Origin of the sequence: Sulfuricella denitrificans skB26 (genome assembly GCF_000297055.2) — a bacterium.
Taxonomy (GTDB): domain Bacteria; phylum Pseudomonadota; class Gammaproteobacteria; order Burkholderiales; family Sulfuricellaceae; genus Sulfuricella; species Sulfuricella denitrificans.
This window is the reverse complement of the sequence record NC_022357.1, coordinates 897,295-911,039: the sequence shown is the minus strand read 5'-3', so window position 1 is coordinate 911,039 and position 13,745 is coordinate 897,295. Positions and strand designations below refer to the sequence as shown.

The following is a 13,745-nucleotide window of genomic DNA, read 5'->3' as shown; positions in this document are numbered from 1 at the left end:
ATTGATAGATATCGGTATATTTTCGCCAGACGGCATATTTTCCAGAACAATGCCATATAACCCCAACTGTTGCAACCGAACCAGGCCAGTAGCGAGACAAATCGGGACTCTCAGGGCATTCGCCAAAAAAAACCTCACTGACCCTCTCTTGAAAACAAAACATTGCACCCAATATGGTTTTGCATCGTCATCAGGAGAACGTCACATGCAGCCAGAAGATCAGAAAAACAAAATCGATCAGGAAGAGTTCCTCGAAAATCTCGGCGAAGCTTCATCCCTGAGCGAGGCCTACCAAGCGGGCGCCCAAGGCGAATCAGCCGAAGTCATGCCCAGCCTGGAAGAAATGCTCAAGCAGGCCGAACTCGCCGCACAGGAACATCACGATGCCTGGCTGCGCGCCAAAGCTGATGCGGAAAACATCCGCAAGCGCACCCAGGTGGAAATCGCCAACGCCCACAAATTCGCCGTCGAAGGTTTCTCATCCGAGCTGCTGGCTGTCAAGGACAGTCTGGAAGCCGCCATCAAGGTAGAAACCGCCGATCTGGCGAGCATGAAGAGTGGTGTCGAGCTGACCCTCAAGCAGTTGGTAGCCGTGTTCGAGAAATTCAATCTGAGCGAAATCGACCCGACCGGCGAAAAATTCGATCCCCACAAGCACCAGGCCATCAGCATGGTGGAAGCCGACGCCACGCCCAATACGGTAGTCAGCGTCCTGCAAAAAGGTTATCTGCTGCACGACCGGGTACTGCGTCCGGCACTGGTGATGGTGGCCAAGGCCAAAGAGTCTTGAAATAAACGCTAGCAACCCCATCTGGGAAACAAGGTTAATTCTTAATCATTCGTTACAAAGGAAGAAACATGGGAAAAATCATTGGTATTGACTTGGGCACCACCAACTCTTGCGTGGCGGTGATGGAAAACGGCCAGTCCAAGGTCATCGAGAACTCCGAAGGCGCGCGCACCACGCCATCCATCGTCGCTTATGCCGAAGACGGCGAAATCCTGTGCGGCGCGCCAGCCAAGCGCCAGGCCGTCACCAACCCGAAAAACACGCTGTACGCTGTGAAGCGCCTGATCGGCCGCCGTTTCGAGGAAAAGGAAGTCCAGAAGGACATCGACCTGATGCCCTACACGATTCTTAAAGCTGACAACGGTGACGCCTGGGTCCAGGCACGCGACAAGAAAATGGCGCCGCCACAGGTTTCTGCCGAAGTGCTGCGCAAAATGAAAAAGACCGCCGAAGACTACCTTGGCGAGGAAGTCACCGAAGCCGTGATCACCGTGCCGGCCTACTTCAACGACAGCCAGCGCCAAGCCACCAAGGACGCCGGCCGCATCGCCGGTCTGGAAGTCAAGCGCATCATCAACGAGCCGACTGCGGCCGCGCTCGCCTTCGGCATGGACAAGAAGGAAGGCGACCGCAAGATTGCAGTGTTCGACCTCGGCGGCGGCACCTTCGATATTTCCATCATCGAAATTGCTGAAATCGAAGGCGAGCACCAGTTCGAGGTGCTCTCCACCAACGGCGACACCTTCCTCGGCGGCGAAGACTTCGACCAGCGTCTGATGGACTACCTGGTGGACGAATTCAAGAAGGAAAGCGGCATCGATCTGAAGAAAGACATGCTCGCCCTGCAACGCCTGAAAGACGCCGCCGAGAAAGCCAAGATCGAGCTGTCCTCTTCGCAACAGACCGAAGTCAACCTGCCCTACATCACTGCCGACGCGTCCGGCCCTAAACACCTGGCCGTAAAAGTCACGCGCGCCAAATTCGAGTCTCTCGTCGAGGAGCTGATCGAGCGCACCATGGCGCCCTGCCGCATGGCCATCAAGGACGCTGGCGTGAAGCTCGAAGACATCGCCGACGTGATCCTGGTCGGCGGCCAGAGCCGCATGCCCAAGGTGCAAGAGAAGGTAAAGGAGATTTTCGGCAAGGAAGCCCGCAAGGACGTTAACCCGGACGAAGCCGTCGCCATCGGCGCAGCCATTCAGGGCGGCGTGTTGCAGGGTGAAGTCAAGGACGTACTGCTGCTCGACGTGACGCCTTTGTCCCTGGGCATCGAGACCATGGGCGGCGTAATGACCAAGCTGATCCAGAAGAACACCACCATCCCGACCAAGGCGAGCCAGGTATTTTCTACTGCCGAGGACAACCAGAGCGCAGTGACCATCCACGTGCTGCAAGGTGAGCGCGACGTAGCCTCCGGCAACAAGAGCCTGGGCCAGTTCAACCTTTCCGACATCCCGCCGGCATCACGCGGCATGCCGCAGATCGAGGTCACTTTCGATATCGACGCCAACGGTATCCTGCACGTTTCTGCCAAGGACAAGGCCACCGGCAAGGAGAACAAGATCAAGATTCAGGCCAGTTCCGGCCTGTCCGAAGAGGAAATCCGCCGCATGGAGCAGGACGCAGCCTCCCACGCCGAGGAAGACCGCAAAACGCTGGAGCTGGTCAACGCCCGCAACCAGTGCGATGGCATGGTGCACTCGGTGAAGAAATCCCTGGTCGACTACGGCGACAAGATCACTGCCGATGAAAAAACCGCGATCGAGGCCGCATTGAAAGAAGCCGAGGAAGCGCTCAAGGGCAACGACAAGGACACCATAGAAGCCAAAACCAAGGCGCTGGGAGAAGCTTCCCACAAGCTGGCCGAAAAGATGTATGCCGAACAGGCGCAACCCGAAGCAGGTGGAGCAGAAGCCAAGAAAGAGGCTGATGACAACGTGGTGGATGCCGAGTTCGAAGAAGTCAAAAACGAGAAGAAGTAAGGCCTAACCACAGAGGCACAGAGGCATAGAGAAAACCGGAAGAACGGTTTCTCTATGGTCTCTGTGCCTCTGTGTCTCTGTGGTGAAAAATTAAATGTCCAAACGCGACTTTTACGAAATTCTAGGCGTCAACAAGGACGCCAACGACGACGAGATCAAGAAGGCCTACCGCAAGCTCGCGATGAAGTTCCATCCGGATCGCAACCCGGACAATCCGAAAGCGGAAGAGCATTTCAAGGAGGCCAAGGAGGCTTACGAAATCCTGTCCGACCCGAGCAAGCGTACCGCCTACGACCAGTACGGCCATGCCGGTGTCGACCAACAGGCCGGCATGGGTGGCGCGGGCGGGTTCAGCGGCGGGTTCGCCGACGCCTTCGGAGACATCTTCGGAGACATCTTCGGCGGTGCCGGCGGTGGCCGTGGCGGACGATCCAACGTCTACCGCGGTGCCGACCTGCGCTACAACCTGGAAATCTCGCTGGAAGATGCCGCACGCGGCACCGAAACCAAAATCCGCATCCCCACCATGGCAGAGTGCGACACCTGCCACGGCAGCGGCGCCAAGCCTGGTTCCAAACCGGAAACCTGTACTACCTGTGCGGGTCACGGCCAGGTACGAATGCAGCAGGGTTTCTTCTCGATCCAGCAAGCCTGCCCCAAGTGCCACGGTAGCGGCAAGATGATCGCCAACCCCTGCGGCACCTGCTCAGGTAGCGGACGCGTCAAACAGCACAAAACCCTGGCGGTAAAAATCCCGTCCGGTGTGGATGAAGGCGATCGTATAAGGCTTTCAGGCGAAGGCGAAGCCGGCGTCAACGGCGGCCCGTCGGGCGACCTGTACGTGGTCATCCAGATCAAGGCCCACTCGGTTTTCCAGCGCGACCACAACGACCTGCACTGCGAAATGCCGATCAGCTTCACCACGGCAGCGCTGGGCGGCGAAATCGAGATCCCGACCTTGGACGGCCACGCCAAAATCAAGATCCCGGCAGAAACCCAGTCCGGCAAGGTATTCCGCCTGCGTGGCAAAGGCATCAAAGGGGTCCGCAGCAGCGCTCACGGCGATCTGATGTGCCACATGGTGGTGGAAACGCCGGTCAGCCTGACCGATCGCCAGAAAGAACTGCTGCGCGAACTGGAGACGCTCAACGAGGAGGATGGCGCCCGGCACAACCCGCGCACCAAATCCTGGATGGACAAGATGAAACAGTTCTTCGGGCCGTAGCGGATTGATCGAGCCGATTGCGTTTCAGTGTGCTGCAGTCATCTCCACAGCCGGCATGGGATGGGCGAAATGGTAGCCTTGCGCCCAGTCTACGCCCATGTCGTAGAGCATCTGAGCGGTTTCCTCGTTCTCGACGCACTCGGCGATCGAAGTGATGCTTAATTTCTGCGCCGTGCCGACCAGGGTTTCCACCAGCAGGCGAGTGCGCTTGTCGCTGGTGATCCGACCCACCATCCAGCCTTCGATCTTGAGGTAATCCACCGGCAACTCGGCCAGGTAGCGGAACGACGAATAGCCGCTGCCGAAGTCGTCCAGCGCCAGCTTGAAGCCGAAGTCGGTCAACGGCTTGAGATTTTTCTTGAGCAGCATGATGTCGCCGCCCTGACGTTCGGTGATCTCGATCACCACCGGCTTTGCCGTGCCTGCAGTGTCGCCGCACATTTCGCAATACTCCTGGGCGCGCGCAAGAAATGCTCCGACCTGTTCGCCGTTGGCGAGAAACTGTTGCGACAGGTTGATAAAGTGCTTGTGTCCAGCGATGGCGCTTTTCTGCAGCACCGCGTGCGAACAGCGCGCGATCGCGCTGGATGAGATTGACTGGTCTACCGACGCCACCAGGTGCAGCGCTTCTGCGGCCTCGATAAAGTTCTTTGCTTCCACCAGCGTGTTGTCCTTGGCACGGATTCGCGCCAGGGCCTCGTCGGCGACGATGGTACGGTTTTTCAGATCGACGATCGCCTGGTAGGCGGGAATCAACCGCCCTTCGTGCAACGCGCGCTGCACCTGCGACCCTTCCCAGATAACGCTTTCCATACGCGTATCGGAACAGCCATAGCAAAGCACCTTGTCACGCCCGGTCTGCTTAGCCTCGTAAAGCAGGCTATCAGACTGAGCCAGCATCGTGTCGATATCATCGAACTCAGGCTGATATTGCGACACGCCAATACTCATAGTGAGCGGCTGCTCTCCCTGAGCGGTTTTAAGCGGACTGGACTTGATCAGTTTGCGTAGCCGTTCAGCGGCAATCAGCGCGCCAAAATTATCCACCCCGTGGAAGCAGATCAGAAATTCCTCCCCGCCCCAGCGACCGACCCAGTCGCCGCTGCGCAGGGCTTGCTCCATGGTCTTGGCGACATGCTGCAACACCAGATCGCCGACCTGATGGCCGTACTGGTCGTTGACCAGCTTGAAACGGTCGATATCGGCAATGGCAATGGCAAAAGTACCCTTCCCGCGCCGCGCACGATTCCACTCCCGTTCCAGGAGTTCTTCGGAGGCACGGCGATTGGACAAACCGGTGAGATGGTCCTCCTGCGCCAGACGGCACATCTCCGCCTCGACTTGCTTGCGCTGGGTGATATCGTGGGCCGTGGCAATGAAGTGCCCGATTGCGCCGTGATCATCCTTCACCGGCACGACCGAAAGATCCACCCAGTAGGAGGTGCCATCCTTGTCACGGCTCAGCAGCTCGGTCTGCACCGGGCGGCCTGCGGCAATCCCCTGGCGCAACATGGCGATCGCCAGCTCGTCAGTTTCCAGGGCCGGTATCTCGCAGAGATCCTTACCCAGCACTTCGCCGGAATCATAGCCGGTGATCTGGGTAAATGCCGGGTTGACGTAAACAATTTCACGCAAATTATTAGCGATGACTATCGCCTGGCTGGAAACTTCTATCGCAGAGGCAAGGAAACGGCGGTGCTGAAATTCTTCGTGGTTCTGCGTCATAAGCAGGGCGAAGCAGCGCAGCACTTCGCCTTCGAGCGTATCGTCAATGCAGGCCACCACTTCCAGCGGCACCCTGCGCCCATCGCGGTGGTCAATATTCAACGAAATACGGGCGGTGGTAGAAGTATTGCGCGCGGCAGCGACAATTTTCGTCAGCGCCTTGGCGTCCAGCATGTTACCTACATCACTGCCGATGGATTCATCGCGGCTGACGCCGAACGCCCCCAGAAAGCTGTCATCCGCCTTGATCAGCGCCATATCCGACAGGCGTACCACGAACCGGCCCATCTGCGACGTGCCGAGAAAAGGGTTTTCACCCAAGACATTCACCATACCTGCCTCCGCCAGTTGATATTTTTTATTTTTAAAACCAGGCACTTACTTTAGCATCAAAAACCAGACCAACCAACTTCCGCGCTGAACTGACACTAAGCGCGCCGCCAAACCGTGCCCTGCGGCGTATCCTCCAACACGACACCTTGATCCAGCAATTCCTTGCGAATGCGGTCGGCTGCAGCATAATCCTTGGCTTTTTTCGCAGCAATCCGTGCAGCGATACGCTGTTCGATCTGTTCCGGCGTGCAACCCGACTCCCCCGCGCCGCCCTGCAAAAACTCGCTCGGACCGCGCTGCAATAATCCCAGCACCCCACCCAATGTCCTGAGCAGGCTAGCAAGTTGTTTATCGTGAGTTTTGTTGGCTTCGTTGGCCAAGTCGAACAATACAGCAACCGCCTCGGCCGTATTGAAGTCGTCTTCCATCGCCGCCTTGAAGGCGGCGGCATAAGGGTCATGCCAGTCAATCGCTACGCCGTGAGGGGTGAGAGGTGAGGGGTGAGGCGGGACATTTTTTAGCGCGGTGTAAAGCCTCGTCAGCGCGCCCTTGGCATCGTCCAGATGCTGGTCGGAATAGTTGAGCGGACTGCGGTAGTGGGCGCGCAGGATAAAGAAGCGCACCACTTCGGCATCGTAGCGCTCCAGCACTTCGCGGATGGTGAAGAAGTTGCCGAGCGATTTCGACATCTTCTCGTTGTCCACTCGCACGAAGCCGTTGTGGATCCAGTAATTGACGTGCTGGTGGCCGTGGGTGCCTTCGGACTGGGCGATCTCGTTCTCGTGATGGGGAAACTGCAAGTCCGCGCCGCCGCCGTGGATGTCGAAATGCTCGCCGAGCAGGGCATCGCTCATCACCGAGCACTCGATGTGCCAGCCCGGGCGGCCCTGCCCCCAAGGCGAATCCCACTGCGGCTCGCCGGGCTTGGCCGATTTCCACAGCACGAAGTCGAGTGGGTCGTCCTTGCCCACGGCGACATCCACTCGCTCGCCGGCGCGCAGATCATCAAGCGACTTGCCGGAAAGCTTGCCGTAGCCGGGAAACTTGTGCACCGAATAGCACACGTCGCCGCTCCTCGCTACATACGCCAGTCCGTTGTCCATAAGCGCCTGGATCATGGCGATCATGCCCGGCACGTACTGGGTGGCGCGCGGTTCATGCTCCGGCTTCTCTACACCCAGTTTCGTCGCATCCTCGTCCATCGCGGCGATGAAGCGGCCGGTCAGGGCATCGATAGGCTCGTGGTTCTCGGCCGCACGCTTGATGATCTTGTCGTCGATATCGGTGATGTTGCGCACGTAGGTGACATCGAAACCGTCGGCCCTGAGCCAGCGGTTGATCATGTCGAACACCACCATCACCCGCGCATGACCGAGGTGGCAATAGTCGTACACCGTCATGCCGCAGACGTACATGCGGACCTTGCCGGATTCGATAGGGATGAAATCCTGCTTGGAGCGAGAAAGGGTGTTGTAAATTTTCAGCATTGAATAAACCTTTAAAGCGGTGAGGTGTAAGGAGTGAAGGGAAAGCTCAAAATCGGCACGGTGGAGGTTTTGATTTTCCGCCTCACCCCTCACCTTCTAACCTCTCACCCAATCAGCCTTGTTCCTTGGTCCACGAATCCTTCAGCGTGACCGTGCGGTTGAACACCAGTTTGCCGCCGGGCTGATGGTCGCGACGGTCGGCGCAGAAGTAGCCGAGGCGCTCGAACTGGTAGCGAGTTTCGGGCGCGGCATCGCGCACGGCGGCTTCCACCCAGCCCTGCACCACGGTCAGCGATTCGGGGTTGATGAATTCGCGGAAATCGCGCGCCTTGTCGCCATCCGGCTCGGCGACGGTAAACAGGCGGTCGTAGAGCCGGACTTCCGCCGCCAGTGCATGCTCGACGGAAAGCCAGTGAATCACGCCCTTGACCTTGCGGCCCTGCGGGTTCTTGCCGAGAGTATCCGGATCGATCGAGCAGCGCAGTTCAACCACGTTGCCGACGGCATCCTTGATCGCTTCGTCGCACTTGATCACATAGCTGTAGCGCAGCCGCACCTCGCCGCCCGGCACCAGGCGCTGCCAGCCTGGCGGGGGTGTTTCGGCAAAGTCGTCGGCCTCGATCCAGATTTCTTTCGAAAACGGCACCACCCGGCTGCCAAACTCGGGGTGGTTAGGATGGAAGCCGGCTTCACGCGACTGCGTTTCGCCCTCGACGAAGTTCGTGATCACCACTTTCAGCGGCTTAACCACCGCCATCACGCGCGGCACACGCACTTCCATGTCCTCGCGGATACAGCCCTCGAGCACACTCATATCGACCACGTTGTCGCTCTTGGAGATGCCGATGCGCCGCGCAAACTCACGGATGCCCTCGGGCGTGTAGCCGCGCCGGCGCATGCCGGTGATGGTGGGCATGCGCGGATCGTCCCAGCCCGAAACCAGATTTTCCGTCACTAACTGGTTCAACTTGCGCTTGCTGGTCAGGGTGTACTGCAGCTCCAGGCGTGAGAATTCGATCTGCTGCGGATGGCAAGGCACCGGCAGCTGGTCCAGCACCCAGTCGTAAAGCGGACGGTGATCCTCGAACTCGAGCGTGCACAATGAATGGGTGATGTTCTCCAGCGCATCGGAAATGCAATGGGTGTAGTCGTACATCGGGTAGATGCACCACTGGTCGCCGGTGCGGATGTGATGGGCGCGGCGGATGCGGTAGATCGCCGGATCACGCAGGTTGATGTTGGGTGAAGCCATGTCGATTTTGGCGCGCAACACCTTGCTGCCGTCGGGAAACTCACCGGCGCGCATGCGGGCGAACAGGTCGATATTTTCTGCCGCCGGGCGATCGCGGTAAGGACTGTTTCTGCCCGGCGCGGTGAGCGTGCCGCGATATTCGCGCATTGCCTCGGCGCTGAGGTCATCTACATAAGCCTTGCCCTGCCGGATCAGCTCGACCGCGTAATCGTACAACGCCTCGAAATAGTCCGATGCCCAGCGCACCTCGCCGTCCCACTGAAAGCCCAGCCAGCGCACATCGTCCTGAATCGACCGGGCGTATTCCTCGCTCTCTTTCTCCGGGTTGGTATCATCGAAACGCAAGTTACATCGACCCTGATAATCAAGCGCCAGGCCGAAATTCAGACAGATCGACTTGGCGTGGCCGACATGAAGGTAGCCATTGGGCTCAGGCGGAAAGCGCGTGACGATGCTCTTGTGCTTGCCGCTGGCCAGATCGGCTTCGATGATGTTGCGGATGAAATGGGGAACGGGAATGGGGGTGTTATCGCTGCTGCTCATAAACTTGGGTCATTCTGAAAAGATTCGAAGCAAAGGGTTTGGTGAAAGGGGCGGTTCTTGTTAGAATTCAGCCTGTTTGCCACATAGTGAAAAGTATACTACCAATGAGCCGTTTCCGCATTGCCACGATCTTAGCCTCCCTGTTCTGCACCTTGCTCTTCACCTTCGGTCAGCCTGCACGCGCCGATGAGTTGCAGGACATCAGCAAGCTCTACAAACAGGGGCAGAACGACAAGGCCCTGGAACGCCTCGAAAGCTATCTCACCAACCGCCCCAAGGACGCCCAGGGGCCGAAGATTGCCCAAGGCCGTTTTCTCAAGGGGCTGATCCTGGCAGAGCAGGGCAAGAAGGCAGAAGCGATCCAGATATTCACCCGGCTTACCGAGGAATACCCCGAACTGCCCGAACCCTACAATAACCTGGCGGTGCTGTATGCCTCCCAGGGGCAGTACGATAAAGCCCGCCATGCCCTGGAAATGGCGATCAACACCCACCCCAGCTATGCCACCGCGCACGAGAACCTTGGCGACATCTACGCCAAAATGGCAAGCCAGGCCTATGACAAGGCGTTACAACTGGACAAGGGTAATGTCGCTGCGCAAACCAAGCTGGCGCTGGTCAAGGAACTGTTCTCCGCCAACGGCAAATCGAACCGAGCCCCGACCAAGACCGTAATCCCAACGGCTGCCCCTACCCCTACCCCTGCCGCCGCGCCCGCAACAACCCCGGCAAAACCCGAACCAATCAAGCCCGTACCCGCGCCGACCCCTTCCGTAGTGCAACCAGTGCCAGCCCCCGCACCGGTGCCTGCCAAACCCGCACTGGAACCCAAGGCCGCGCCCGTAACCGAGCAAGTCAGCAAATCCGACACCGAGGCCGGCGTACTGAAAGCGCTCAACGGCTGGGCCAATGCCTGGTCGAGCAAAAACGTGAGCTCCTATCTTTCCTATTACGCCAAGGATTTCAAGGTGTCGGGCGGCAGCCGGGCATCCTGGGAAAAAGAGCGCAAGAATCGCATCAGTCGGCCCAAGTCAATCCACGTCGGCATCGAAGCCCCGCGCGTCACCATTAGCGATGCCGGCCATGCCAGCGTAACTTTCAAGCAATCTTACAAATCCGATGCCTTGCAATCAACCACGACAAAAACGATTGCAATGGTGAAAGTGGGAGATAAATGGCTGATCCAGCAGGAGCGGGTCGGCCGGTAGTCACATTTTGCGCAGAACCTTCCATTTGTCCGGTATAGCCAGGATCACCCTTGTCGTTGCAGTCGCCTTGGCCTCAGTATTGGGCTTTTTCGCCCTGACCAAGGATCACCGTCCCGGTCCCGAAGAAAAAAGCGAAGCTCCGCAACACCAGTCTCCAAGCGACCTCGAATCGATGCTGGTAAAAAGCCTGCTGGAAATCCGGCAAAACCACCTCGACCTCGCCATGAGCGACGTCGAGGCCCTGCTCAAGCTCTACCCCAATTTCAAGCTTGCCCACCTGATCCGGGGCGACCTGCTAATGGCGCGGGCGCATCCACTCAGTACCATCGGTAGCGCCGCCGGCGCCTCCCAGCATCAAATCTCCGATCTGCGCGAGGAAGCCCGCGCCCGCCTGCTCCGTCACCTGGAGCAGATGCCGGTTAATCTTGTGCCCAAATATCTGGTCCAGTTCCAGCCGGAACAACATCACGCGATCGTGGTGGACACCAGTAAATCACGGCTTTACCTGTTCCAGAACGACAACGGTACGCCACGCTATGTGGCCGACTACTATGTCAGCAGCGGCAAGGCCGGCGCCGAAAAAAACAAGGAAGGCGACCAGAAAACACCTCTTGGCGTCTACTTCATTACAGCCAGCCTGCCCAAAACCCAGATTTCCGATTTTTACGGCACCGGCGCCTTCCCCATCAGCTATCCTAATGAATGGGACCGTCAACAGGGCAAGAACGGCCACGGCATCTGGCTGCACGGCGTGCCCAGCGACACTTACAGCCGCCCGCCGCGCGCCAGCAACGGCTGCGTGGTACTGGCCAATCCTGACATGGATACAATCGGAAAGAACCTGCAGGTGGGTCTGACCCCGGTAATAATCAGCGACAAGGTAGACTGGGTCGACCCCAAGGAACTCGCCGCCCAGCGTAGCGAACTCAGCAAACTCGTCGAGGACTGGCGGCACGACTGGGAGAGCATTGATTCTGATAAATATTTACGGCATTATTCACGAAACTTCAATGCCCCCGGCCAAAACTACAGTTCCTGGGACGCACAGAAGCGCCAGGTTAACGCCAGCAAAACCTGGGTCAAGATTAAACTGTCGAATATCAGCATCTTCAGCTACCCGGGCAACGATAACCTGATGGTGATAACATTCAACCAGGATTACAGCAGTAACAATCTGAAAAACCAGATGCGCAAGCGACAATACTGGAAGTTCGACAGCAACGAATGGAAAATTGTCTACGAGGGGGCCGCATGAAATTCCGTCTGACCATGATCATCATTAGCTTGCTCATCAGTACCAGCGCGCTCGCCGCCAATCCGCTGGTCAAAATGCGTACCAACCAGGGCGAAATCGTGCTTGAGTTGTATCCTGACAAGGCGCCTAAAACCGTCGCCAACTTCCTGCACTATGTCAGCAGTGGCCATTACAATGGCACTGTGTTCCACCGCACCATTCAGCAATTCATCATCCAGGGCGGTGGTTTCACCCCGGATTTCCAGTACAAACCCACCTTCGATCCCGTTCCCAATGAAGCGACCAACGGCCTCAGGAACGAACGCGGCACGCTCTCCATGGCGCGTGCCTATGACCCGGACTCAGCCACCGCACAATTCTTCATCAACCTCGATGACAACAAGTTTCTCAACCACCACCGCCCCCATCCCGATTACTACGGCTATTGCGTCTTCGGCAAAGTAATCAAAGGTATGGATATCGCGAAAAAAATCGGGGCTCTGCCAACAGCATCCGGCGGGCCGTTTACCGCCGACGTTCCGATCGAACCGGTGGTCATCGAGGAAATGGCGCTAGCCACCGAAACTCTGGCGGAAATCACCAAGGCGGCGCCGGCAACATCCCCCAAGAAAATCAAACTGAGCAAAAAGGAAAAGACCCATGGTTAAGCTCCACACCAATTTCGGCGACATCACCCTCGATCTGGATGCCGAAAAAGCCCCAAAAACCGTTGAGAATTTCCTCAAATACGCAGAAAAAGGCTTTTACGACGGCACGATATTCCATCGCGTCATCGATGGCTTCATGGTTCAAGGCGGCGGTTTCATGTCGGGTCTGATCCAGAAGGAAACCCTGGCGGAGATCGAGAACGAAGCCGCCAACGGCCTGAAGAACGAAACCTACACCATCGCCATGGCACGCACCCCCAACCCCCATTCGGCTTCCAGCCAGTTTTTCATCAATACGGCCAACAACAGCTTTCTCAACCACACCGCGCCAACTCCGCAGGGCTTCGGCTACTGTGTCTTCGGCAAAGTAACTGACGGCAAGGAGGTTGTGGACCGCATCGGCAAGGTCAAGACCGGCAGCCAGGCAGGTTATCAGGATGTGCCTCTTGAAGATGTGGTGATCGAGAGCGTCGAAGTGATATAACAATAAGGACTTTCAGCCGTCAGTTTTGGTTTTGAGCTCGGTGAAGCCGTGCAGACTTTACTGATGATTGAAAACTGATAGCTGAACACCATGCCCCACAGCCTGTTCGTCGCCGACCTGCACCTAAGCCCGGAGCGCCCGCAGACTACGCGAGTATTTAAAGAGTTTGCTCGCTCCATCGCATCCCGGGCTGAGGCGTTGTACATTCTGGGCGACCTGTTCGAATACTGGGCAGGCGACGACGACCTGGCCGATCCCAATCATGCTACGGTCACAAGCACTCTGGCGGAATTAAGCCAGAATGGCACAGCGGTTTTCATCATGCACGGCAACCGCGATTTCCTCATCGCCGAGGACTTCGCGCGCGCCGCCCACGCCCGCCTGATCCCCGACCCCACCCTGATCGACCTTTACGGCACCCCGACCCTGCTGATGCATGGCGACACCCTTTGTACCGGCGATACAGCTTATCTCTCCTTCCGCGCCAAGGTCAGACAACCAACATGGCAAACGGAGTTCCTCGCCCGCCCTCTGGCAGAGCGCAAGGCCGAGATCGAGGCACTGCGCCAGCGCAGCGAGGCCGACAAGCAACTGAAATCCATCGTGGAGATGGATGTTCACCCGGACGCGGTCGCCGCCGCCCTGCGCGAACACGCCTACCCCCGCCTGATCCACGGCCACACCCACCGTCCCGCCCTTCACCGGCACCGGGTCGATGGCCGCGATTGCGAGCGCTGGGTACTGGATAGCTGGTATGATCATGGCAGCTATCTGCGCTGCGATGCCGCAGGATGCGAGCCAATTCAAATCTAAA

At 58.0% G+C, this 13,745-nt stretch carries 11 protein-coding genes; 8 read left to right on the top strand and 3 right to left on the bottom strand.

The window, feature by feature from the left end; genetic code table 11:
- Window positions 1-205: 205 nt before the first annotated feature.
- The 3 genes from grpE (at window position 206) to dnaJ (ending at window position 3,997) form a co-directional block, all read left to right on the top strand.
- Entirely contained in the window at window positions 206-790 is a 585-nt protein-coding gene (gene grpE, locus SCD_RS04490; RefSeq protein WP_009206308.1) for a nucleotide exchange factor GrpE, read from the top strand.
- 68 nt (window positions 791-858) lie between these two features.
- Window positions 859-2,772 carry a molecular chaperone DnaK gene (dnaK, locus tag SCD_RS04485; RefSeq protein ID WP_009206309.1) on the top strand — a complete coding sequence of 638 codons (1,914 nt, stop codon included), beginning with the start codon at window positions 859-861 and terminating at the stop codon, window positions 2,770-2,772.
- 94 nt (window positions 2,773-2,866) lie between these two features.
- A complete protein-coding gene (gene dnaJ, locus SCD_RS04480) occupies window positions 2,867-3,997 on the top strand; it encodes a molecular chaperone DnaJ (RefSeq protein WP_009206310.1) in 1,131 nt (376 codons plus the stop codon).
- 24 nt (window positions 3,998-4,021) lie between these two features.
- On the opposite strand, the gene SCD_RS15575 is transcribed toward dnaJ, so the two are convergent.
- From SCD_RS15575 to SCD_RS04465, 3 genes are all read right to left on the bottom strand, one after another.
- A complete protein-coding gene (locus SCD_RS15575) occupies window positions 4,022-6,055 on the bottom strand; it encodes a putative bifunctional diguanylate cyclase/phosphodiesterase (protein ID WP_009206311.1) in 2,034 nt (677 codons plus the stop codon).
- A 95-nt stretch (window positions 6,056-6,150) separates the two neighbouring features.
- Window positions 6,151-7,542, bottom strand: coding sequence for a cysteine--tRNA ligase (gene cysS / locus SCD_RS04470; protein WP_009206312.1), 1,392 nt, complete (start codon window positions 7,540-7,542; stop codon window positions 6,151-6,153).
- Between the two features lie 112 nt (window positions 7,543-7,654).
- A complete protein-coding gene (locus SCD_RS04465; RefSeq protein WP_009206313.1) occupies window positions 7,655-9,337 on the bottom strand; it encodes a glutamine--tRNA ligase/YqeY domain fusion protein in 1,683 nt (560 codons plus the stop codon).
- Window positions 9,338-9,441: 104 nt separating this feature from the next.
- Here SCD_RS04465 and SCD_RS16970 point away from each other — a divergent pair, with 104 nt between their 5' ends.
- From SCD_RS16970 to SCD_RS04440, 5 genes are all read left to right on the top strand, one after another.
- Window positions 9,442-10,545, top strand: coding sequence for a tetratricopeptide repeat protein (locus tag SCD_RS16970; protein WP_009206314.1), 1,104 nt, complete (start codon window positions 9,442-9,444; stop codon window positions 10,543-10,545).
- A gap of 7 nt (window positions 10,546-10,552) precedes the next feature.
- Complete coding sequence (locus SCD_RS04455) at window positions 10,553-11,800, top strand: L,D-transpeptidase family protein (protein ID WP_232504431.1); 1,248 nt, start codon at window positions 10,553-10,555, stop codon at window positions 11,798-11,800.
- Window positions 11,797-12,447: a peptidylprolyl isomerase gene (locus tag SCD_RS04450; RefSeq protein WP_009206316.1), complete on the top strand. Its 651-nt coding sequence runs from the start codon at window positions 11,797-11,799 to the stop codon at window positions 12,445-12,447. Before SCD_RS04455 ends, SCD_RS04450 begins: the two co-directional genes overlap by 4 nt.
- Window positions 12,440-12,931 carry a peptidylprolyl isomerase gene (locus SCD_RS04445; protein WP_009206317.1) on the top strand — a complete coding sequence of 164 codons (492 nt, stop codon included), beginning with the start codon at window positions 12,440-12,442 and terminating at the stop codon, window positions 12,929-12,931. Before SCD_RS04450 ends, SCD_RS04445 begins: the two co-directional genes overlap by 8 nt.
- Window positions 12,932-13,021: 90 nt before the next feature.
- Window positions 13,022-13,744, top strand: a complete 723-nt coding sequence (locus tag SCD_RS04440) for a UDP-2,3-diacylglucosamine diphosphatase (RefSeq protein WP_009206318.1) — start codon at window positions 13,022-13,024, stop codon at window positions 13,742-13,744.
- Window position 13,745: the final 1 nt, after the last annotated feature.

What these genes read in the sequence shown, in the direction of transcription:
- SCD_RS04450 (WP_009206316.1), top strand. Translation starts at nt 11,797, where the DNA reads ATGAAATTCCGTCTGACCATGATCATCATTAGCTTGCTCATCAGTACC.
- SCD_RS15575 (WP_009206311.1), bottom strand. Translation starts at nt 6,055, where the DNA reads ATGGTGAATGTCTTGGGTGAAAACCCTTTTCTCGGCACGTCGCAGATG.
- grpE (WP_009206308.1), top strand. Translation starts at nt 206, where the DNA reads ATGCAGCCAGAAGATCAGAAAAACAAAATCGATCAGGAAGAGTTCCTC.
- SCD_RS16970 (WP_009206314.1), top strand. Translation starts at nt 9,442, where the DNA reads ATGAGCCGTTTCCGCATTGCCACGATCTTAGCCTCCCTGTTCTGCACC.
- SCD_RS04465 (WP_009206313.1), bottom strand. Translation starts at nt 9,337, where the DNA reads ATGAGCAGCAGCGATAACACCCCCATTCCCGTTCCCCATTTCATCCGC.
- SCD_RS04440 (WP_009206318.1), top strand. Translation starts at nt 13,022, where the DNA reads ATGCCCCACAGCCTGTTCGTCGCCGACCTGCACCTAAGCCCGGAGCGC.
- SCD_RS04445 (WP_009206317.1), top strand. Translation starts at nt 12,440, where the DNA reads ATGGTTAAGCTCCACACCAATTTCGGCGACATCACCCTCGATCTGGAT.
- dnaK (WP_009206309.1), top strand. Translation starts at nt 859, where the DNA reads ATGGGAAAAATCATTGGTATTGACTTGGGCACCACCAACTCTTGCGTG.
- cysS (WP_009206312.1), bottom strand. Translation starts at nt 7,542, where the DNA reads ATGCTGAAAATTTACAACACCCTTTCTCGCTCCAAGCAGGATTTCATC.
- dnaJ (WP_009206310.1), top strand. Translation starts at nt 2,867, where the DNA reads ATGTCCAAACGCGACTTTTACGAAATTCTAGGCGTCAACAAGGACGCC.